The 23,080-nt window shown below is 37.5% G+C and carries 21 protein-coding genes; 2 read left to right on the top strand and 19 right to left on the bottom strand.

All coding sequences use genetic code 11. The features are described from left to right. Positions 1-109: 109 nt before the first annotated feature. The gene (locus CWB75_RS12000) at positions 110-1,258 is read right to left on the bottom strand and encodes a polysaccharide pyruvyl transferase family protein (protein WP_171039118.1); all 1,149 of its coding nucleotides are present in this window, start codon (positions 1,256-1,258) and stop codon (positions 110-112) included. A 129-nt stretch (positions 1,259-1,387) separates the two neighbouring features. On the opposite strand from CWB75_RS12000, the gene CWB75_RS11995 reads away from it, so the two are divergent. Together CWB75_RS11995 and CWB75_RS11990 are read left to right on the top strand one after the other, a co-directional pair. Beyond that, complete coding sequence (locus CWB75_RS11995) at positions 1,388-2,695, top strand: flippase (RefSeq protein WP_138570749.1); 1,308 nt, start codon at positions 1,388-1,390, stop codon at positions 2,693-2,695. A gap of 4 nt (positions 2,696-2,699) precedes the next feature. Then, entirely contained in the window at positions 2,700-3,587 is an 888-nt protein-coding gene (locus CWB75_RS11990) for a sulfotransferase family 2 domain-containing protein (protein WP_138570748.1), read from the top strand. Positions 3,588-3,762: 175 nt separating this feature from the next. Here the strand turns inward: CWB75_RS11990 and CWB75_RS11985 are convergent, their stop codons facing one another. The 18 genes from CWB75_RS11985 to CWB75_RS11900 form a co-directional block, all read right to left on the bottom strand. Then, positions 3,763-4,215 carry an REP-associated tyrosine transposase gene (locus CWB75_RS11985; RefSeq protein WP_138570747.1) on the bottom strand — a complete coding sequence of 151 codons (453 nt, stop codon included), beginning with the start codon at positions 4,213-4,215 and terminating at the stop codon, positions 3,763-3,765. Between the two features lie 307 nt (positions 4,216-4,522). After that, the gene (locus CWB75_RS11980) at positions 4,523-5,134 is read right to left on the bottom strand and encodes a DcrB/PsbP domain-containing protein (RefSeq protein ID WP_138570746.1); all 612 of its coding nucleotides are present in this window, start codon (positions 5,132-5,134) and stop codon (positions 4,523-4,525) included. Positions 5,135-5,219: 85 nt separating this feature from the next. Next, a complete protein-coding gene (locus CWB75_RS11975; RefSeq protein WP_138570745.1) occupies positions 5,220-6,683 on the bottom strand; it encodes a Slr4 family S-layer protein in 1,464 nt (487 codons plus the stop codon). A 748-nt stretch (positions 6,684-7,431) separates the two neighbouring features. Continuing rightward, a complete protein-coding gene (locus tag CWB75_RS11970) occupies positions 7,432-9,504 on the bottom strand; it encodes a secretin GspD/PilQ domain-containing protein (RefSeq protein ID WP_138570744.1) in 2,073 nt (690 codons plus the stop codon). Next, on the bottom strand, positions 9,497-9,970 hold the full coding sequence (locus CWB75_RS11965) for a hypothetical protein (RefSeq protein ID WP_138570743.1): 474 nt from the start codon (positions 9,968-9,970) through the stop codon (positions 9,497-9,499). The genes CWB75_RS11970 and CWB75_RS11965 overlap by 8 nt, the downstream gene beginning before the upstream one ends. Then, positions 9,967-10,530, bottom strand: a complete 564-nt coding sequence (locus tag CWB75_RS11960) for a hypothetical protein (protein WP_138570742.1) — start codon at positions 10,528-10,530, stop codon at positions 9,967-9,969. The genes CWB75_RS11965 and CWB75_RS11960 overlap by 4 nt, the downstream gene beginning before the upstream one ends. Beyond that, positions 10,520-11,626, bottom strand: coding sequence for a hypothetical protein (locus CWB75_RS11955; protein ID WP_138570741.1), 1,107 nt, complete (start codon positions 11,624-11,626; stop codon positions 10,520-10,522). The genes CWB75_RS11960 and CWB75_RS11955 overlap by 11 nt, the downstream gene beginning before the upstream one ends. Beyond that, positions 11,616-12,512: a type II secretion system minor pseudopilin gene (locus tag CWB75_RS11950; protein WP_138570740.1), complete on the bottom strand. Its 897-nt coding sequence runs from the start codon at positions 12,510-12,512 to the stop codon at positions 11,616-11,618. The genes CWB75_RS11955 and CWB75_RS11950 overlap by 11 nt, the downstream gene beginning before the upstream one ends. Further along, positions 12,513-13,229, bottom strand: coding sequence for a prepilin-type N-terminal cleavage/methylation domain-containing protein (locus tag CWB75_RS11945; protein ID WP_138570739.1), 717 nt, complete (start codon positions 13,227-13,229; stop codon positions 12,513-12,515). Beyond that, positions 13,223-13,630 carry a PulJ/GspJ family protein gene (locus CWB75_RS11940; protein WP_171039117.1) on the bottom strand — a complete coding sequence of 136 codons (408 nt, stop codon included), beginning with the start codon at positions 13,628-13,630 and terminating at the stop codon, positions 13,223-13,225. Before CWB75_RS11940 ends, CWB75_RS11945 begins: the two co-directional genes overlap by 7 nt. Further along, complete coding sequence (locus CWB75_RS11935; RefSeq protein WP_138570737.1) at positions 13,617-14,024, bottom strand: type II secretion system protein; 408 nt, start codon at positions 14,022-14,024, stop codon at positions 13,617-13,619. The genes CWB75_RS11940 and CWB75_RS11935 overlap by 14 nt, the downstream gene beginning before the upstream one ends. After that, complete coding sequence (locus CWB75_RS11930; RefSeq protein WP_138570736.1) at positions 14,011-15,210, bottom strand: type II secretion system F family protein; 1,200 nt, start codon at positions 15,208-15,210, stop codon at positions 14,011-14,013. Before CWB75_RS11930 ends, CWB75_RS11935 begins: the two co-directional genes overlap by 14 nt. Further along, positions 15,210-16,871: a GspE/PulE family protein gene (locus CWB75_RS11925; RefSeq protein ID WP_138570735.1), complete on the bottom strand. Its 1,662-nt coding sequence runs from the start codon at positions 16,869-16,871 to the stop codon at positions 15,210-15,212. Before CWB75_RS11925 ends, CWB75_RS11930 begins: the two co-directional genes overlap by 1 nt. After that, the gene (gspG, locus tag CWB75_RS11920) at positions 16,868-17,263 is read right to left on the bottom strand and encodes a type II secretion system major pseudopilin GspG (protein ID WP_138570734.1); all 396 of its coding nucleotides are present in this window, start codon (positions 17,261-17,263) and stop codon (positions 16,868-16,870) included. Before gspG ends, CWB75_RS11925 begins: the two co-directional genes overlap by 4 nt. A gap of 66 nt (positions 17,264-17,329) precedes the next feature. Then, positions 17,330-18,316, bottom strand: coding sequence for a nitroreductase family protein (locus CWB75_RS11915; protein WP_249362326.1), 987 nt, complete (start codon positions 18,314-18,316; stop codon positions 17,330-17,332). An 81-nt stretch (positions 18,317-18,397) separates the two neighbouring features. Further along, positions 18,398-21,118, bottom strand: a complete 2,721-nt coding sequence (locus CWB75_RS11910; protein WP_138570733.1) for an SLBB domain-containing protein — start codon at positions 21,116-21,118, stop codon at positions 18,398-18,400. 115 nt (positions 21,119-21,233) lie between these two features. Next, positions 21,234-22,016 (bottom strand): DUF481 domain-containing protein, encoded by a 783-nt coding sequence (locus tag CWB75_RS11905; RefSeq protein ID WP_138570732.1) that lies wholly within the window; start codon positions 22,014-22,016, stop codon positions 21,234-21,236. Positions 22,017-22,109: 93 nt separating this feature from the next. After that, positions 22,110-22,928 (bottom strand): mechanosensitive ion channel family protein, encoded by an 819-nt coding sequence (locus CWB75_RS11900; RefSeq protein ID WP_138570731.1) that lies wholly within the window; start codon positions 22,926-22,928, stop codon positions 22,110-22,112. Between the last annotated feature and the right edge of the window lie 152 nt (positions 22,929-23,080).

Raw genomic sequence — 23,080 nt, 5'->3', positions numbered from 1 at the left:
AACTACTTGCAGTAAAAACTAAACTTAATGGCAAGCTAAATCTCAAACTAATTTATTTATATACTTAGTGTACAATAGCTTCACTTAAATATTACGATACAAACAGAGTCTATTTAATTTCATCAACCACTTTTTGCCACATTTCATTACTATGCTGCTTATACAGCACTGCATGTTTTTTAAGCTCTAACTTCTTATCGGTGAGTTGCTGTAAATACTTTTCTAACCGCTGTTCAATTTCATCTATTGACTCACCAGAAACTAGCAATAAACTAGCCACTTCATACTCAGAAAAAAGCTCCTGATACTTATGGCTCCAACCGGTTGCAATACACGGTATAGCTTGAGAAAGCGCACTAACGCAACCATGAAAGCGTGAACTAATCACCAACTTCCCAAATGAAATTAAAGCCTTAACACGAATTGCATCTTCTGGTTCAATTATTTCAATGGGTTTTGTTACATTATCTGCAATTTCAATACACAATGCTGCATCATCAATACCACTGTGGTTTAAAATAACCACTTTCTCACCTAATTTTACTGCTTTATTAGCAAGTGATATTAAAGTTAAAGTGTAATTGTCTCGCCACCATTTATCTTTATTTTTTTTGCTAAGCATTTTAGAGTTAGGCACAATAATAATGTAATCATCAAAGCGTTTATACTCATCAAAAAAAGTCGGCTCAAGTAAGTTTGTAAAATCAGGGGATTGATGAACATGCTGAGTATTGTCCAGTAATGCAATTACATGTTCATATGACGGCGTTTCACGAGCAAATACCAAACTTGCATTTGCAAATGCTTGCTGGGCATATTTTTTATTCTTAGGGCGAGTAAAAGGGCCTAAAGATTGCGGCATAAAAATATACTTTTTATCCAAGCCCTTCATTCTTGTCACTTCACATGCAACTTGCTGCATAATTAAATCAGACCACTGATCACCATAGCCAAAGCCAGAAGCATCAAGTATCACATCAACATCAGCCTCTGTAACAATGCCAAAGCGATTTTTAAAATAACGACGAATAAATGCCGGAACAAAATAAAAAAGGCGATTTAAATCAACAATGTTTTTTCGTAAATTTATTTTTTGATAAGCGCCTATAGAGGCTCTTTTTTTGTAAGGAGAGTTTACATTATGCGCTAAGCAAATTTCGGCATGAGGGAAATGAAGGTTAAGCTGCTGCAAAATTGCGTGCAGCATGAGTTCAGCTCCTTTATTAACAAACTGTACGCCTTTTATTTCAATTAACATAAAAACTTCCATTTTTCCTACTAAAAACCGACAGCGAAGCATATACAGCTGTAATGCTCGTTTCAAGCTTTTACAGGCATTTTTTATGAGTTATAGTACCTTGTTTGTTAAATATCTTCACGAGTGGTCATGTCTACCTTTTCAGGTATAAAAAACAGCGCATTATTAATTACAGAAAAATGCATACTATTAGGCCTCAGCTTTTTTAATAGTGTGCTTTTAGCACGTGTTGGCGGCCCTGAGGTTTTCGGGCAATATGCATATATACTTTCTATGGCTGGGCTATTTTTACCGATGACTATTATGGGTCTAAATAATATAGTCACAAAATATATCGTAAAAAACCCAAATAACGCTCACTACTATCTCAAAAGCGCAATTATTATTCGCTTATATGGTGCCTTACTTGCAATTGCCTTAGGGCTAATGCTTGTACTTATTATAAGTAACCCAAATAACACCTATATATTATTATTAATAACACTGCAGAGCTTTAGTGCTTTTTACGTTATAGAGTTTTTCTTTTTAGCCAAACAACAAGTTTCAGCATTATTAAAAGTTCGCCTAATTATATTACTCGTGCTTAACAGTTTAAAATGTATCGTTATTTTAAATGGCGCATCACTTAATTTACTGATTATGCTGCAGGGCTTAGAGTATGTACTGATTGGCTCCATTTATTTATTGACCTACGTAAAAGGAAAAAATCATCACTTTATCAAACGTAAAACATCCTCTCGTAGTTATATTGCATTAGCACAAAAAGGTAAGTGGTTATTATTTTCAGGAATAGCAGCAACAATATATTTAAAGATTGATCAAATCATGCTTGCTAACATTATAGGTATAAATGCTGTAGCCTATTATGCTGCTGCGGCTAAATTATCTGAAGTGTGGTACGTATTTCCGGTACTCATTGCCAATGCTTTTACCGCACAACTTAGCCAATTAAAATTTAGTAATTATTTAAAATATCAAAACTTATTACAACAACTTATAGTGGTACTGACACTAAGTGCGTTGATACTCAGTATTACAACCTATTTTATTGCACCCGCTTTAATTTCGCTACTATACACTGACGAATACAGCGCAAGTGCAACAATACTTAGCATACATATATTCGCGAGTATTTTTATATTTCAACGGGCTATACTATCAAAATGGCTAATTATTGAAAAACTTTATAAATATAGCCTTATATCAAGTGTATGCGGCGCAATAACAAACATTGTATTAAATGCCGTATTAATTCCTCAATATGGCGGAGTAGGAGCTGCGTGGGCTACTGTTATCTCTTACATGATAGCAAGTTATGGTTTTTTATTTTTCCATTCAAATACTAAGCGTTACGCCCAAATATTACATCAGGCTGTGTTAAACTTCCCTGCATTATTAAAACCCTTTATAAAGCAATTACGCTTATTAAAAAAATGACTTCATGATGAAACAAAATATAAAGCACCTTATTAATCGTTTAGGCTACGACGTAAAACTGCATCGAGTAGGCAAAGCACAACAAAACCAAGCTAAGTTTGCGTTTGTGCATGTTCCTAAATCTGGGGGGATCTCAATTGATTTAGCAATGCGTGAACAATTTGCAAGGCCAGGTGAAGCCCGTTTTAGCCGTGAAGGTGCTATTGAAATGAGTTTGACTACATTTAATAAAGAGATAACCGATCTTGATAGTATTGCACAGTTTAGCGATCATCATGCGCAGCAATTAAATGGCCTGCTTGCTTATCATTTAGCGCAAAACTGGCAATACATAAGCGGTCATGTGAGCACAAATCAACATATTATTGAAAACTTTGCACAGCGGCATCACTTTATAACTGTATTAAGAGAGCCTGTTTCACGCTTTATTTCAAATTATATATATAACAAGCTAACTAACTCTTTACCAATTATGGCGCCTAATAACCTGAATAACGACCACCTCATTGCAGAAGTAGACCGCATTTTAGCTCACCGCAGAGGTTGGCAAATGGCCAACGTAATGAGTATGTGTATAACCGGTCGTTTTGCAAAAGATGCAGCTGATGCGCAAAAGATACAAAGTGAATTTGCAGATAATTTAGCAGCCTATAAAGTTGTCGGCTTCCTTGATAACTTAGATAGCTTTAGCAAACAAATTAAACAATTATCAAACAAGCAAATTAACATAGGCAACCACAATACTACCGACAGCTTTTTAGATGAGAAAAAACAGCATGTAAAAAGCACGCTTCAAAACTACTTTAATGAGCCAAATGTCAAAGCCCAATTAGAACACCTATGCCGATTTGACATCGAAAATTATCAACGCGCAAAAGAAAAATATTCATAAACCAGTAGGCGTGAGGCTTGCCCGCGCGAAACGTGAGGCACGCCCATGCGAATCGTGAGGGTTTTGCCCACGCAAATTTTACCCCCTCACCGTGCCGGTATTTCTCCTCTTTGCGCCAGCAAGCTTGGCGCCTACGATGTTTAATCTCTTATCCCGACGACCGTAAATGCGAAAATCACAAATATATACAATCCCAATATGAGTAATCACCCACACGATCAACTAACTTGGCTCTTAATGGGTTTGCCACTATGTACCTTGCTTGGTTAATTAAATCATCATTGTTTTTTATAAGGTGATCATAAAAATTTGCCTGCCATATCGCACCATTACATTGATTTAATCGGTTGTATTTTAACGTTGTCATGCTTTTAAACTGACCTACCACCGCTGATAGTGGCTTTGAACCTGTGAGTTTAAAAATCCAATGCAGGTGATCAGGCATAATCACATAGCATATTGTGGTAAGGTTTTGTGTAATTGAAAACTCATATAAAGTTTGCGCAATCAAATGCGAATTTTTAAAGTGAGTAAAAAGCGGCCTCCGTGATATGCAACATATTGTCACGGCATAATAGTGATTCTCAATTGAGCAACGTCCTTTGCGCCTTTTATATGAATCAGCCATGATTATTCCTTTATATTAAACATAAAGAAACAATAGTGAATAATGCCATTTTTGTAAAAGAGCAAAAATGATCGCCCTCCACAAATAAAAACGCCCCGTAGGCGTGAGGCTTGCCCGTGCGAAATATCAAGCATCATATAATATTGTAAATCTGCGCTTTAACGCGCCAGCAAGCTTAGCGCCTACGTAATGGTGTATCCCCCACCAGTAGGCGTGAGGCTTGCCCGAGCGAGACGTGAGGCTTGTCACGAGAATCGTGAGGCACACCCGAAACGTGAGATTCACCCACGCAAAACGAGAGAAATAATTACAAGCTAAATGAATTAACCAGGCGTTGGTATTCGTCTTGTATTTCTTGAGTTACTTTTTCGTTACCGCTTACCGATAAGGTAATTACTTGATTATTCGCTTTATCAAGTACAGCTAAGTTATGAATTACTTGCTTATTACCGCTAATATCGCCAGTAAATATGTATTCCATATTATCTAAAGAGCCCGTATAAGCGGCATCATCAGATCCTACTTTAGTATATTGTAGTTCTTTAAATCCGGCTTTTAGTAGCCCTTGAATCCCATTTTTAATAAAGCCCTGCCACTCTTGTTCTGACCCTGAGTAGTACTGACCAACTAACTGCTGGCAAATTACATTACTAGAGATATTTGCAGCTTTTACTTGTTTGGTGGCAACAAACTGCTTTAAATTTAAATCAACATTAGGCGCTACATTTAATTGTTGTTCTTTAACTTGTGGGTCTGATGAAAACTTAATATTAAACTTGCAGGCATTATTTGCGTCTGCTTCTTTTGCGCCAGCAAGCTTAGCGCCTACGGTGGTTACGCCAGCAACGGGGGTTGTGTTGGCAGCGATGGCGGTGGTGCTTAATAAAGCGGTTAATAAAAGTGCGTGTTTTAATTTCATAAATTCGCCCATAAAATTTAACATATTAACAAATACAAAAAACCCGGCCTAAGCCGGGTTTTTACAAAATGTAAACTAACTAATATTAGTTGCCACGTTGTTGTGAAGTAGATACTTCTGTACGACCTTTGTCGTTTTGGCTTACTGCGTAAGCTGTAACGTCGCCTTTATCAGCGTCAACGTTAAATGTAACGCTTAGCTTAGTCGTTGCACCGTTAAGACCAAATAACGTGTCCATTGCTGGCTCAGAGATCTTAGTTACTGTGTTAGCAGCAAGTTTAGCACCTAGGTTCATTGGACCGTATTCAACACCGTTGTTGTCGATTGCAGTCACAATTACGTCAACTTCTTTATCTGTTTCATTCGCGAAGTGGATAAATGTATCAGTGTTTGCTGCGTTAACTGGCAGGTAAGGAACATTGATGATAGTTGCATCAATTGCCCATTTACCAGCTTCAACGCCGCTGTAAGCAACATAACCGTTAGTTGGAAGTGTAACACCACCATTTGAAACTGAAGTTACAGTTACAGAAGCAGTTACATCGCCAGTTACAGGGATATCAACAACACTTGAAGCGCCATTTACGAAATCAACTGTATTTGTGTATGTATCTTTAATAGGTGTACCAGGAGTAGTTTGTGTAACTGTATCAAGTACAGCATTAACTACTGAAGATGCATTCGTAGGTAAAGTTAACACACCGATAGCTGCACCAGTGTTTGCTACAGCAGCTGTAGACTCAGCGCTTAAAGCGGTAGGAGCAGCAGTACCAACAACACCTTTAAAGTTACCATCGAAGTTGATGCGTGTAACAGCACCAGTAAGTGCTAAGCCTAAAGACTCATCATTTACAAAGGTATACTTTAATACGTCTGTTTTAACTGCATTGTCGTTACCAACGATGAAGCTAGTTAAATCATCACGCGTGATCAAACCGTCAAGCTTAGTATCAACTTTAAAATCGAATTGTGATACTTCAGTAGCGATAACGCCAGTACCTGTTTCAATTTGCGTTTTGTCTGCTTTGTTTGATACGTAAGCAACACTTGACTCACCAGATACAAGAACGCGATCATTTGGAGCACCACCGAAACCGTGGTTACCAAGTACAACGCGGAATGCAGAGTCAGCTGTTAATGGATTACCAAGGTTAACTTTGAACGTGATTGAATCAGTTTCACCTTTAGAAGCATCGCCATCTGTGATTACAACATCATCAAATGTGAAGCTACCAGTACCGTAGTTAAAACCTACATCGCCTGCGTATGCAGTACCTGCGCCAACACCTTGTGTTACAGCACCACCAGTTAATGCAACTGTTCCATCGTTTAAGTCAACGTTTTTGTCGAAGTTAAGCGTGATAGTCGAAGCAGACGGGTGATCTTTGTCTACTACAACATCAAACGTTAATGTGCCAGCAGTTGGTGCTACTTTAAGTTCAACACCTTCAGCAGAAAGCTTAAGTGGTGTGCTTGAAATAGTTGCTGCTTGAGCGCCCATTGCACCAAATACAGCCGTAGCTAAAAGTGCTTTTTTGAATAGTTTCATTATTTCCATTCTCCTAGTTTCATGAAACTGATGTATTGTTAATGAAGTCAACACATCAAGATTTTTTATTGTTCTGGCTGGAGGTTTGCCAGATCAATGCAAATTTAAGGGGTTATATTATTTATGTCAAGCATTTAACATTAAAACGCCACAAAACCACACTTTATGCGTGGCTATTAACACCAAATAATATTAACTGTTAGTATTATTACATATTAATAACAGTCACCCAAGGTAAAGTTTGTAACCCACTTTTTGATTAATTAAAACAACAAGCTTAGTTACTGTTGGTAAAAGTCTAAATGCTATTTTATCTGGTTAATAATACACTTTTGTTACAAGGTATTATTTTATAGCTGCCATATTGTAAAATATAGCTTAAGTAACATATAAACATTACGTACAGTTATAGTTAGTTTTACAGCTTTTTTAAACACGTTAACGTCACTTTTACTGAACAAGCTCAAAATAGCCTTTTGTTGTTAAATTTTCAAGTTATTATTTCATTTATTAGTTAAAAAAAAAGCAATTATGTAGCTTAGTAAGCTTTGTTTTATCATTATATTAATTGTATTTTTTATACTCGTTTTTTAACGTCATTATTATTAGCCACAGTACTGAGTATGATGTTGATATAACGACTCAATTAGATTTTCTAAAACAGCTGAACATTCACTTTATAAATATATAAAAAAGGGAGTAGGCTTTCGCGCTACTCCCTTTACTATATGGTTTTATGTATGCTTTATTAAAAGGATAGGTTTTCTAAGCCTTTGGTAAAGCTTTCTTTTACACGTTCCCAGTCTTGTGTGTTTTGCACTATTTTAGGGGTCACTAATATCACTAACTCGGTTTTATCACTCGAGCTACTGTCGCTTCTAAATAAATGCCCGAGTACTGGCAATGAGCCAAAAAACGGCACCGATGATGCACCATTAGATTTATTTTCACTAATAAGGCCGCCTAGCATGACGGTTTGGCCATTACCGGCTACTACCTCAGTATTTAAGGTACGTTCAAAAAACGACGGGTTGTCTGACGCGCCCGAGGTGTCAGACACATTCGAGATATTTTGCTGTATGGTCATTATAACCGTGCCTTGGGCGTTAATAGTGGGTGTTACGGTTAAATCAACCCCGGTTTTTCTATATTCTATGGTGGTGGTTTCGCGCTCGCCGTTAATTGGGTCACTGGTGGTGCTGCCAATCGTGGGTATGTCGTCACCTACGCTAATACTGGCCGATACCCCATCACGCACTAAGAGTGTTGGGCGCGACAACACATTAACTAAACCATCTGTTTGGCTTAAATTAACACTCACATTACCTGGCAAGCCAACAATTGAGTAATTAAACACCCCTTTGCCATCAGTATTAAAGCTAAACGCTTCTTTGCGTGTACCCGCCGCACCGCTTTCAATAGCATACTGCACCCCTTTTGAAAAACTGCCGGTGAGTTTAACTTCAGCAATAACGACTTCCATCATTACTTGTTTGGGCATAATGTCGAGCTGGCGAATAATCGGCTGCAGCTCTTGGTAGTATTGCCCTGTTGAATAGAAAATCAGGGCATTAGCACGTTCATCTACTACCAAGCGCATATTATCGCCTTCAACCGTTTGAACGCTATTTTCATTGCCTTTAGATTGTCCTTGGGGGGTACTGGCGCTACTAGTGCGACTATTATTGGTACTGCCTTTTTTACTTGGGCCTGTAAAGCTGCCCCCTAACAAAGGCGCTAAACTTTGCCCTAAATCAGATGCTCGTGCAAACCTAGGGTGGTAAATATAAAAACTTTGCTCGGCGCCAGCGGCTGGTTTATCGAGTTGTTTGCGCCAAAAAGCCACGCGGTCAATAATTTCATCGCTGCTTGCAAAAACAACCACCTTGCCTAAATGCTCTAGCGGAACAAACTTAACACTTGCGGCATAAGGCCCACCCGATGAGACTGTGATACCTTCTTCTTTGAGTATTTCAGTTACTTTAGTAATAAAGGTTTCTGAGTTTAGGTAATCAAAACCAATTAATGCACTGGCTTTATTATAAACAGCAGGGCTGTCTAATAATGCAACTAAAGATAAAGCGCGTATTACTTGCTCTCGCTTTCCTTCAATTGTAAGTAGTGCTTGTGCTGCATCGTAACTATTTCTGGCATCTACTAGCTGACCAATAATGTTACGCAGGCCTGGCTGCATGCCATATTCAATTGGCACTAGCTGGACTATTTCACCCGATACATTCGGAACGGCACTTTCTTTGCGGCCAAAGCCAAATGCTTTGTCGGTTTTAGTGTTTGAGCTTACTGTATGCAAGTAAAAAACATCGTCGTTTTTGACAACATTTATACTATTTTGAGACAGTATTTGTTGCACCAAAGAAAACAGTTTTTTAGCGCTAACCTGCTCTTTTAAATCAAGCGTTACAGGGGTGGTATTTGTTTTTACATTTGCTTCTAGTAAATAAGAAACATTAAACAATTCACCAAATGCATAATGAATAAAGTCATTTAAAGGTAAGGCATTAACAGAAACCTGAAACTCTGGTTTTTGTGAAAACGACTTTGCTAAATCAACTTCCAGCGTAAGCCCTTGCCTAGAACCTGACAAACTTGATAAACGCTCTGTTTTACCATTATTTAAAGTTGTTTCTTGCTCTTGACCAGCCGAGTCTGTAACTGTTTTTTGAGGCTCATCCAAAAATGATTTAGGGACATTAACGCGCTCAGCTTTTACATTATCAGCGGGATTAAAAATAGATGCACAACTTGTCGTACCGAGGATCAGGCAAGTTGTTATAGTTAGTTTTAAAAGTTTATTAGCCATTGTCACTACGTTCAAAAAGTTTAAATTTAATGGTTTCATCGCCTTTGGCAATTATAACGGCATCAGGTGTAATCGTTTGCAACACTACGCCTTTAGAAAGTTCGTCACCCTCTTGCAGTTTAACCAATTCGGTAGCAGCGCCTTTTAATAAAATAAATGGCAGCTGATTTTGCTTAAAAATACCTAACAACTGATAATCTACATTATCGATTGTAAGTGTTGGAAAAGCGGATTTTTTACTATCCTCTTGTACCTCTGGTGCTTTTACTTCAGGCTCTTTTGGCTCATTGATATAAGCTAACCATTGTTTCTCTGCAGTTAGTTGCGGCTGTTCTTTTATAGGATTTATCGACTTTGGCACCTCTAAAATACTTGCTGTATTGCTACTGAGGGGGTCGTTTTCATCTAACGAGCTGAACAAAGCCAATACAGTTAATACAGATAAAATAGCTGCTAGCCATTTCATAATGCCACCTCTTGCGCGTTTTGCCACATTACCAGTGTTAGCACTATTACCATGTAGTTATTTTTGTCGCCTGACACCTCTTTACCAGCATATGAGTAATCAGCAATTTTAATTAACGGCTTTTGACTTTCAAGCTGGCGAGTTACTTGTAATGCGCATTTTGGATTACCTCTATATCGCGCCTCTAAGGTCCAACGCACTAGGCTTTTATCTATTTCTTTACGGCTTTTCCAACCAATTCGTTCTACATTACAACTTGCATTTGCTAACACTGACTCCACCTTTCCTTGTGCAACCAATTTAAACTCAGACTCTGTACTTGCAGGGAATAAATAAGGTTGCAGCTTTAAGGTACGGATAGAAAGCAGACCATGTTGTTTTTCAATCTCGCTTTTTGTCGCAATTAGGCTCTCAACCTTTGTTGCTTTAACTTCATCTAAGTATAACGTTTGTTGTAATACCGCAATGTTGTTCCATAAAGGATCAATAGCAAAATTGGCAACAGCGAGTGCTAATAAAACGGCAAAATAATGTTTATATTTTAATAAATCACTCTTCATTTTTTTCTACTAACCTGAGTTCCATAATAAAATAATCCCTCACTCCTGACTTTCTAACAGGGCCATTAAACTCGACACTACTAAGTTGCGGTAGATTACTCATAGCCGTTAAAATTTTAGAGGCTGAGTCTGCAAAACCTCTAATTCTTATGAGTGAATGAGAACCTGTAAATTGTTGTATGTCCATTCCCTCTTCAATAGCAAAGTAAGCAATGTCCCAATGGCTATGTAAATTGGGGTACTGGGTTATTTCATTAGACACCTGCTCGACATAGGTTTTAGCTTTGTCTGCAGTTTGTTTCTTATTTAGTAGCTCACTCACGCCAGTTTGGTATTGAGACAGCTTTTGCTCTAGCTGGTTCGATTGATACAAATAATAGCCGTTCATAACTAAAACAAATACTGCTGCACTGATCAAAGGCGCCCAATAAAGGCTATGCACTGTTTTGTAATTTATATTTGATTGAAAATCGAACAAGGCGATTCTATTAATCTTAGATATTGGAAAGTTTTTAAGTGTATTCCAAAGTAATGCAGAATATTCGTTTAACGCTACTTTTTCAAAGCTTGCTGAGCTTGCTGCTCCCACACTTAAACTAAACAGTTCGGCTGTAGACACTAAACCTTGCTTATAAACACTGCACGCCTTGCCATCAACTACTGTATGAAAAAGGATACCGTTTGGCGTTTCAATTTCAGATACAGCTCGTTGCTTTGCAAAGTGATCCGCAATTAATTCTGTTTCAGGTATCAATATTGCGTTTTTAAATTGGTTTAACACCTTTTCATCAAAATCAATTGTTTTTACATCATAACCTTCTTGTTGTGAATTTTTATGAAATGTTTGTAAGCCTGTAAAAATGCCCGTGCTTTTTTGTAATTTTAAAATATCTTTTAATTCTTTTTGGCTAACTGAAGAGTAAGTTTGCCATTTTTCACGGTACCATTTACGTGAAACGATTACGATTTTTTTCCCGCTCTGAGATACACAAAAGCCTTGAGTTTGAAGTTCAAGTAATTCTTCGTGAAAGTAGCCAACGTATTTACGCAACCAATCTTTGTCTTTAATTTTTTGGAGAAACGCACTAATTTTCATCTATATTCCACATAACATTCGTTATAACTACAGGGCGAGTTATGGAGCGAGTTCTAAGTTTAATAGTGAATTTTTTTGTCACTTTTTGCTCTGCTGTACTAGCCGTTAACTTAACACTTAAGGTATTTCCTGATAAAAAACTTATAAACTCGTCGGCAGCAATATCGGTTATTTTATAAAATGAATTTTCATTTAATTGCGCATTATCGCGCAGCTCTAATAATTTAGCTACCTTTGTGTCGTCTTGTATAAAAGCACTTAAAATCGGTGCTGGTGAATACATTGGATTAAATCCACTTGTATGCTCTACAGTAAAATACTTCTGCCATTGCTGCCTTGAAATAATATCACTTTTTTTAATGTAATTAACTTCAGCTATTGATTGTAAGTAACCATTTCTAGGGCCAGACTTTCCCTGTATTTCATAAAAGTCTCGTTCAGCTCCATTAAGCTGCTTTAAATCATTTTCATCTTTCCAATCTGTGAGCGAGTCGATAAACTCTGCTCTATCAGACCTCTCTACTTCGAGCTGTTCAAGTACTTTGTTCAGTATGTTTTTATCAGTCACATTTAAACTAATTAAGCCGTTTAAATCTTGGAGTTGGACTTTTACATCTTCCACTTGAAATGGTGCATTATGAAAATTCCAAGCTACTACTATAGGGTTTTTACTTTGCTTGTTTTGAAATCTATATTCACTGAGTAATGTATTGATGATCTTCGCTTCAGCTATTTCTAGCTTAATTCTTAGATCCATTGCCGTTTTTATAGTGTGTACCGTCGTTATTTGATCACGAGTTGATTGCAGTATATAAAGCCCCAAAATACTTAAAACAAACGATATGATCAGTACTTGAACAAGTGCAATCCCTCGTTGCATTAGCATTTAAACCTCCAGCCTCAAATAATCCACAAGGATAGAATACGCCTCATCAGGTAATACAACTGGAAACTCACTTTTTTCTCCTGTTTGTGCTGTCATAGTAATTAAAATACTGATTGGGAGTATGCGTCGTTCTTCCATAACATGTTGTTCATATGACTTTGGTTTACTCAATTTTTCGCTTGGCTCATCATCTGAATCTTTACCATAATTACTGAGAACTTGCTGCAGACTATCCCAACCATAGTATTGAAATGAAATTGATTGTAAGTTTTCTATTAAAATAACTTGGTGATCCCAAGTGATCGTATCAGACTGTTTTAAGAGTAAATTATTCGTCATAGAAGCTTCATTATAAGCTAACGAGAGGTAACCTTGGTTTTGTAATATTTTAAACTCTACAACGGCCGTTTCTTTGCTAAATAATGGAGAATTAGAAATAAAAATAATCCGCTGTTGATCACCTGAAAAATATTGTGCAGGTTCATTATTGTCAGAACTAACAATATAAGGCGCGGTTGATTCGAAAACCCGAGATAAGACATCAAAACTGAGTGCCTTATGGCTTTGCTGCCAAAAATGCTGAGTTCGCTTTTGCCATTTTTGCATATAAAGACCGTATCCGTAGTACCCTGCAAATAACACCATCATTAACAATGATGTTGCAAGTAAAAGCTCAATAAGTGTAAATCCTGAACTCTTTTTTTTACTATTTACCACGTTGCAACCTCAAATGAAAATTGTCGCTCTCGATTATCAAATTTTACTGTTACATCCACTTGGTAAACAGAAAACCTATTACGCTCTCTAAAGTCTGAAAAGCTATTTGTGGGCGCACTATTAAAAGTTACTCTGTTAGCTTGCCATAAATAAACAATGTCAAATAATAAAACTTCTCCTTGTATAGCTGAGATGTTTTGATTTTTTACAGCTGCTTTTAGATTAGTTTTGATTGCAGTAATAGCAGAAGGAGTTACTTGATAATATTTAGCATTAACTACGGCCTTGTCTGAAGATAACATAGCGCTTTTAAATATTTCGCTGATCAGGGCTAAAGCCGAAAATAAAATAATAGCAGCGATCAGCACTTCTAAGAGAGTAAATCCTTTATTGGCTTTCATATTGCTTAAACATTGCATTGATTTTAAATTCTTTTTTATTATTATTCCATATCACAGCAAATGTGTTTGGCGATATAGCGGCTGTAGTCTGGATATTAAATGTTGATTTGATAAATACTAGCTGTTCAAACTCTACTTTAGTTATTTTTTCATTTTCATTAATAATTAAGGAGTCGCCGTCGACTGTGACTACTATAGGTGAGCCACTGTAGTAGGCTCTATAGCTTAATAGTTTGAAATAATGTTGTATTTTTTCTAATTCTACCATTCGTGTTTGCTGGTCAACCGTTTTGGTTACTAAACCACCAGTAAGACCCATTAACACGGCCATAATACCCATGACGACCATGAGCTCTATAAGTGAAAAACCACTGTGCTTGTTAAAACGGAACATCGTTTATCGATACCATACTCATTAACATAGTAATAACTATACCGCCAACAAAGCCTCCCATGAAGATTAGCATGATAGGCTCTAATAAAGTGGTAAACTTTTTAATCACACTTTCTAAATCATCTTTACTGCGGCTGGCTATTTCAGTAAATACCCGTGGTAGTCGCCCTGTTTCTTCCCCTACTTTAATTATTGATAAGAAAAAGTCTGGAAATATGCGGGTTTTAGCTAATACGTTACTTAGTTGCTTGCCCGATTTAAGTTGTTTAAGTGCTAATTTTGCATCACGCTTTAGCTCTGGATGCTTTAACGTGTCGGCGGTTAACGCAAGTGTTGTATCGAGTTGTAAGCCTGCCTCTAGCATCATAGCCATAGACTGCGAAAAACGAATTCGCTCAGCGGTTAAAATGATTTTTCCTACGCCAGGTAAATGCGACACTTTAATATAAAACCAATTTTTAACGGCTGGTTTTTTTAAGGCATACACTAAGCTGACAATACCTGTAAGCAGGCCACCAATTATAAGTAGTTGGTAATTAACAAAGAAATTACTTACATTGATGATCATTTGAGTATACCAAGGCGCCTGACTTAGGTCGGTAAAAATACCCGACATTTTTGGCACTATAAAAGTAAGTACAAAATATACAGCCATAATACAAACAAAAAATATTACGCTTGGGTAAGTAAGGGCGGTACTAATTTGTGTGCGTAAGTCTTTTTGAAACTTTAAATCACTCGACAAGCGATTAAGTACTTCAGGTAAGTTACCTGAGTTTTCACCTATTTTTAATAAACTTATATACAAGGGCCCAAACAACGCTTCATGCTCTGCAAAAGCTTCACTTAATGAGGCCCCTTTTTTTAGTGCTGCTGATATTTGGCTTAATAAACGGCTTAATGCTGGGTGAGCATTTGCTTGTTTTATAATATCAATACCACGGTCGACTCTGATGCCGCTTTCGAGCAATAACGCCAGCTCGCTGGTAAAAAACTCGAGTTGATCAAGATTAACTTTTTGACCAAACAAATCAGCCAAACTGTTTTGTTGAGCTATTGGCACAATTGAAAGGGCATTGAGCCCTTGCTCTAATAACTTTTGTTGTGCTTGTGCTTTATTTTGCGCAGTAATAGCGCCTTGATGGCGCGCCCCTTGAGCATCGATTGCTTTATACTCAAATTCCATTAGCCGGCTACTCTAAGTACTTCATCTATCGTTGTTACACCGGTTACAACTTTAAATAAACCATCTTGCATTAGGTTTCTGCGTTTTAAACTTTCGTTATGAGCTTGTGCTTTAGTAATAAACTGGTCGTTTTTGGGGGTTTGTTTAATTGTATCGTCACAACGCAAGTATTCATTTATTGCAATTCTCCCTTTAAAACCCGAGCCATTACATTTATCGCAACCCACTGCTTGCTGAATGTTAAGTTCTTTAATACCTGCATTAGTTGCGACTTGCTCTAAAGGGTACTGAGTTAATAACTCTTCTATGTTATTAGCCGGCTTTGAACAATGGTGGCATAAACGCCTTGCTAAACGTTGTGCAACTACTGAAACCAATGCCGCATTGAGTAAAAACTCTTCAACGCCTAAATCCAGTAACCGCGTATAAGCACTTGCAGCATCGTTAGTGTGCACGGTACTAAATACTAAATGCCCTGTAAGTGCTGACTGCAAAGCTATACGTGCTGTTTCGGCATCACGTATCTCACCCACCATTATTATATCCGGATCTTGACGTACAATTGAGCGCAGGCCTGCTGCAAAGTCAAAGCCTATGTCGGTGTTTACTTGTACTTGGTTTACACCTTCTAATTGATACTCTACTGGATCTTCTAGGGTAATTATTTTTACGTCAGGACGATTTAGCTCATTTAAAAATGTGTATAAGGTAGTCGTTTTACCTGACCCTGTTGGACCTGTTAATAAAATTACACCGGTGGTTTTAACTAAATCTTGCTGTATGAGCTCTTGAGTATCATCAGATAAGCCCAAAACTGACATGTCGTAGCGTATTGACTCTTTTAATAAGAAACGCAATACAATGCTTTCGCCATCATTTAACGGTAGGGCTGATACACGTATATCAAGCTCTTGGTTGGCAATTCGCATTTCTATTTTGCCATCTTGCGGACGGCGTTTTTCAGCAATATCCATTCCTGAAAGAATTTTTAATCGTGTTGTAATTGGCAACTGCATTTTTGGTGCAAGTTTTTCTACTTCGTGTAATACACCATCAATTCGATAACGTACTCTGAAGCGTCCTGCATGCGGCTCCAAGTGCATATCGGATGCACCGCGCGCTAATGCTTTGGTAATTAATGAGTTGAGTAAATTAACAGTAGGTGCTTCAGAAGCTAATTCTCGTAATCTGGCTTCTTCATCACCTGTTAGCTCGTCTTCATCAGCTTGATTTTCTGAATTGCTTTGTATTTCATAAAAAAAGCTTTGCAATTGTGCTTCTGTGGCAACGGAAATAGTTACATCAACATTTAGCTGTTGCACATATTGCGCTAACGCTAGCGAAAGTGGATCTTTACAGGCTAAATGCCAATTGCTTTCGGCAATTTCAACTAATAAACAATCAAGTGATTTTAAGCGCAGCATTACCTCAAGCGTTGCCTCTTCGGGCATGCTCCAATTAGGGAAGTTTTGCGGTTGAAATAAAGGATAATTGAGCAAATGACTATAAAGTGGTGCTAAATCATCCTCCGTTAAACAACCCATATTAACCAAAATTTGCTCTAGTCGACCGTCGTAACGACTTTGATATAGCTTAGCTTTATCAAGATCACCTTGAGTAATTTTAAATTCTGAAGTTAATAACTGCGCTAAATCGATCATTTATGAATTACATCCGCATTTTCGTCAGTACCACCTGGTTGACCATCTAAACCATAACTCATAATTGTATATAAATTGCCATTATCGCCAGGTGTTTTGTATATGTATGCCTTACCCCAAGGATCTAAAGGAATATCTTTAGGTAAATACGGGCCATCCCAACTTGGTGAGTCACTTTTTCTAAGGGCCTCTAATGTAGGTGGCACTGTTCCTGTATCTAAACGATAGGTATCAATTGCAGTTTCAAACATTTGCATTTGTGCGATGGCTGTTTTAATTTTAGAAGAGCTCACTTTAGAAAATAATTTAGGAGCAATTAATGAACCTAGTAAACCTAAAATAATAAGTACAATCATTAGCTCCATTAAGCTAAAGCCTTTATTCTTTTTCATTTCATACTCCAATAATTTATATCTTTGAATTGTATCAATTGAGGTTTTTAGTGTCGATAATGCGGTTTAAAGCCTTTTGATAACATCCTCAGGTAGCTTTTTTTCTGAATAAGCGATATGTCCCGAGTCGTCAGGGTAACCTACTGCTATGAACATGACTACGCGTTTATACTCGGGTAAACCTAAAAGTTTACTTACTCTTTTATCGAGAGTGTGAAGTTCAGGCCAATTTATAGGACAACTCGCTAAGTCTAAAGTTTCAAGCGCAAGCATAAATTGCATACTCGCTAATGAGCCATCAATATAGATGACATGCCTGTCCCTTGCTTCTGGGTAGTATGATAAATCACCAACCACAGCCATTAAACAAGGTATATTTTCTGCGAAACCAGCAGTACCACCAGGCAACTTAACTAGTTGAGATAACAGTGGCTGACTTTCTATTTTATAAAACTCATAGGGTTGCCTATTACATGCGCTAGGTGCTTGTAAAGCTGCAGCTACTGCTTGAGTGACTTTCTCATCTTCTATCGGTTTGTTTAAAAACCAGCGATTTGAGCGCCTTGCTAAACACAAATCCATCAGCTGATTGTAACTCACAGTGTGCTTGGCTTTGTTAGCCTGTAAGTATGGAATCTTCTCTTTGATAGGCTCATGGTTATTCGGCGTTATTTGTACATAGACTTTATATGCATAAGCAATATCGGGGTGACTGCGATTTACAACACTAAAATACTTCTCAAAAACAGATTCAGCCCATGCTAACTCACATTGGCTGAAACCTTTATTGCTAAAAACGTCTTTATAAACGAGTACTGTTTCTAGTAAATAATCTAAAGCGAAAACGTCTCTGCGCGGGCGCATTATTAAACCTTTTTCAAGGCGGTGTATGTTCCTTCGTAGTAATGCACTGCTATTTCCATGCACACCACGATTTTTTTTATAAGCACGCTGAGCCATTAAAATAGCTCTGTGCTCATAATAAAAGTCTCTTGAAAAAAAAGTAAAGTATAAGCTTGAGATAAAACCATTGCCAGAACATAAAGGAGACATTATGTTCTGGCAGGTTTTTATAAGCCGCTTTATTTTTTGTATTGAGTAATGTTTCATTATAATTTAGCTAATTAGCTCACTTTACAGTGAACTAACCGCGGCGAGAGCTACACCCATTTGGTAAAGAATTTGTGTTGCTGTGCTCCACAAGGTTAGGTTATCAACATGCTCTGTATCCAGTGGTACAACAACAGTATCACCCGGCTCTAACAACTCGGAGCGGTCAACACCAAACCAAGAATTATTGCTTGGTATTTTAACTAGGCCACTTGCTTTGATAATGTAAACACGATCTTCGTCTGCACGCTGCTTAAAGCCACCACTTCTACCGATGTAATCATCAACCGATAGACCAGAGTCAAATAAGTGTGAGCTTGAGAAGTTAACTTCACCAACAACATTTATACTATTTTGTTTACTAGGAATATAAAGTGTATCGCTATTTTCCAGAGGTATATCTAACTTACCATCTACAATTGCAGGTAAGTCTATTACTAAACGTCCTACCGCTTTCACTTTTGCCAAATCATTGATTAGGTTGTTCATATCCTCGTAAGTTAATGAGGAGTCAGTAATTGAACTATTAAAACTTTTAGATGTAATATCCCGACGTAAGTCATCAGAAAGCTTGTTAAGTTGCTGCTGTTGTTGGAATCGTAGGTTTTCACGTGTAAACACCGCGCCCTCAGGGTACGAAAATTCAGTAAAGCCACCGGCTCGATTAATAACATCTCGTAAACTTTCACCTTTACGAATATCATATTCACCAGGGAATTTCACTTCTCCGTATAAACTAACTTTTAAACCTTTTTGCCAGTTAGGTATTGGGTATATGTTAATGGAGTCTTTACTTAGAATAGTAAATTTATCATCAGTTGGATTCGCCGCGGATTTTTCAAGATTAACGTTAACATGCTGCAAAGTCGCTGAGCTTGTAGAAGAGAACCGTGTTATTTCGGCACTTTCAAGAAAAGCCGACTCTTTTAATCCACCTGCAGATGCAATCGCTTTTTGTAAGTTTGCATTGACTGGTTTAGGGTAAATACCTTCATGGTAAACTTCGCCTCTAATCGCATAAATTTGAAGCTTATTTTTATAACCAGATTGCTGATTCAACTTTGCTAGAATCGGCTTTAAAAGCCTTTCACGGCTGAAGTAGGCATATTCTTCTTCCTCGAGCTCTACCTTCTCATTTAATATTTCTGTTATTGCGGTTACTCTTTGCTCTTTTTCTGCTTCTAATTGCTTTTCGACCTGCTTCGCTAACTCTTTATCTAAAGAGTCCTCCAAATCTATAAACTCATAGAATTGCTTCTGTTCGTATTCACTCCATAAATTCATGCGCTCTCTGAGCTGAATTTGCTCTTTTGTAAGCGCAAGTGAATTGAGCGCTATTTCTTCATCTTCTTTTGATTGAAAACGACTAAATACGATAACTTTATCGCGTGCTTTTAGCTCAATATTTTCTTTAGGTTCATTAGAAATAGCTTTGATTGGTGAGAACTGATGAACTTCGATATCACCTTTTACGTTTATCTCTCTTATTAAAAGTGCATATTCATAATCAGCAATTGGTAATAAGTCACTTTTAATTGATGAAAATAATCGACTTACTTTATCACCAGGTTTCCAAGAGTAATTACCAGGGTATGTAACAGCACCCAGTAATGTTACTGCATCATTTAGCTCTTCACTTGATGAAGGCACTTTTATTTTATCACCATTTTTTGCAGTATAAGAAGTATCCTGATCTGTTAGATCTACTTGCAAAATAGTTTTAAAACTATTTCCTGTATATCGTTCGACAACCGTTTTTTGCGGATAAGCGGCACCATTAAAACCACCTGCCATGGTAATTAAATCTTGAATTGATTCATTCTTTTTTAATTCAAATATTGCAGGCCTTCTAACTTCGCCATCCACTGTTATTTGCTTGCCAACTGTAGGAATAAAAACAACGTCACCTGGTTTTAAGATCACATCATCTGAACTATCGCCTCGAATTAGTAAATCATATAGGTCAAGCGTTTGAATTGTTTTACCTGCTCGTTTTAACTGAATATTACGCAAAGAACCAATTTCAGAGATACCACCACTTACAAATAAAGCATGAGAAATAGATGAAAGCGCAGGCACAGTGTAAGCACCTGACTGATAAGCCTCACCTAAAACCATCACCCTAATACTTCGCGTCTCTCCCATAGAAATAAATGCTTGTGTGCCAATCATTTCTTTTTCTACTTTAGTTTTTATAAGCTTAACAACCTCATTATACTGCATCCCTGAAACAGCCACAGGCTGTAATTTATCAATTGTTAAGCGTCCTTCTCTGTCTACTTCAACCTCTTCACTAGATGACTCTTTGCCATACAAATTTATGGTGAATGTATCGCCAGGGCCCACAATATAGCTGTCAGGTACTAAAGCATTTTCAGAGGGAGTAAACGTAGTTGGTTCGCCAGAGAAAAGTTCATAACCAAATGGCTTAGGCTCGTCAGAAACGGGCTTAAACTTTTCTTCATCAGTTTGAAATTCCTCATCGTCGATTTTAGTTTTGCTATTTCGAGGAAGAACTGACGGCGTTATAAGTTTATTGTCGGTATTTGTATCTTTTGACTTTTCTAAAGCGCTTAAATCTATGCCATACTTTTTAGCAAGTGCTTGCTGTTGAGACTCTGGCAACTTTTTAAATTGCTCTAATTGTTGCTCTGTTGGTTGAGCACTTTCTTCAGCTTTTAACACTGATGTAGACGTTAAAACACCGAAAAGCAGTATCGCCGAAAAATATTTACTTAACTTCACAAAGTTTCCCTTCAGTAAAAAGATAAAAGTACAGATATTCGCGGAATACTACACCATTTTATAAATAAAAAAAATGGGTAAGCTCGCTTACCCATCTTATTGCCTGAAATAGCTTTTAAAAGCTGTAAACAAGTGTTAATGAAGTCTCAGTATCTGTTGCTTCTTTGTCATCAGCCACATCAGAGTTATTGGTTATATTGTAAGCCACTTTCATTTGTAGTGAGCCGTTAATTTTAGTCAGCAGTGCGGTTTCAGAGCGGGTTTTGGTATTAGTATCACCGTATTCTACCGATACTAACTGAGTAAAACGCGCGTTGTCTGAAATTTTCCAGCTAAAGTCTACTTTACCTAAGGCAATCACTTCGCCTTCGTATTCACCCGCTAATGAGTTGCCGTTTTCATCAACCTCTTCGCTAATATCTGGGTATTTAAAATACTTATAACCCGGACCAATTTCAGCGTTTAGTTTCATGTTTGACTCGTTTAATAAACGTAAACCATAACCCGCTGAAATAACTGATTCACTTCGGTATGCGCCAAAGTAATCAGATACGTGCGACCCATAAATAAATAAATGAGCATGCTTTTCGTTTAATTTGTAATTACCCTGCGCTGAAATAGAGTACTTTTCGTTAGTACGCTGTTTTTCTTTTGTACCGTCGTCGTTTTCTACTTCATCTTCTTTGTAGATGCCGTCTAACTTATACTCGTTATTCCAATTTTCTAAGTTATGTAAGACTTTAATACCGCCTTTTAAAGTGGTTGTTTCTGTATTACCACTGGTAATGATAGCACCTACTTCACTGGTTACTTCCCAGGTTTTTTGTTCTTCTTCTGATGCAAATGCACTGGTTGTAGCTGTGGCTGCTACTAAAATTGATAAAAGCTTAAGTTTCATTAAAAAATAACCCTGTAAAAATATTCATGCTCTTTAAAGCAGCGCTCACGTTAGCAAACCTAACGTGAGCATTACCTTAATAACTTTTTAAAATTAGTCTTGCTTGTGCAAATGCACATCCATTTGTGGAAATGGAATAGTAATATCAGCGTCGTCTAACGCTATTTTAATATTTTCCATTAACGACCAGTATGTTGGCCAGTAGTCTTCTGAGTTAACCCACGGGCGTACGATAAAGTTAACGCTTGAATCTGCAAGCTCAGAAACCGATACGTTGTATGCAGGATCTTTTAAAATGCGTGATTCGTTATCTAGTACTGATTTAAGTACTTCTTTTGCTTTTCGTAAATCGGCGTCGTAGCCAACACCAATCACAAGGTCAACGCGGCGTGTTGATTCGCGCGAGTAGTTAATGATCGCATCTGACATTATTTTTGAATTCGGCATTACAATAACTTTGTTGTCAGGAGTGCGCATTTCAGTAGAAAATATTTCAATTTTTTTAATCGTACCGGCTTTACCGCCAGCTTCAACGTAGTCACCAGATTTAAATGGGCGTAGTAAAATAATTAGCACACCAGATGCAAAGTTAGATAACGACCCTTGCAGTGCTAAGCCAACCGCTAAACCTGCGGCACCTAAAATAGCAATGAATGACGTGGTTTCGATACCAATTTGTGACAGCGCCATTAAAATAGTGGCTGCAAATACAATGGCATACACAATACTAGATACAAACGATGAAACCGCTACATCTACTTTCTTCTTGTCGAATGCTTTAGCGGTTAAATTTGCACAAAACTTGGCAATTCGGCCACCGAGTAAAAATATAACAAGCGCTATAACTGCTTGAATACCATAGTGTAAAATTAAGCCTGAATTTTCATTCAGCCAATTGAGTATTGAATCCATATTAACTCCTGATAGTGTTATTAAGCAGTTTAGCGGTATTGTTTGTAGTATTGTAAATCTTTAATAGGTGTTTGCAACAACGTTTTACTAAGGGGTTAGGGGGTTGAGCCGCGGTTGTGGAGGTTTTAGGTCCGTTGCCCGTTGCCCGTTGC

The organism is Pseudoalteromonas sp. S1608 (assembly GCF_005887265.1).
GTDB classification, from domain to species: Bacteria; Pseudomonadota; Gammaproteobacteria; order Enterobacterales; family Alteromonadaceae; genus Pseudoalteromonas; species Pseudoalteromonas undina.
The sequence above is the reverse complement of the archived record's forward strand: the minus strand, read 5'-3'. Positions and strand labels throughout refer to the sequence as shown.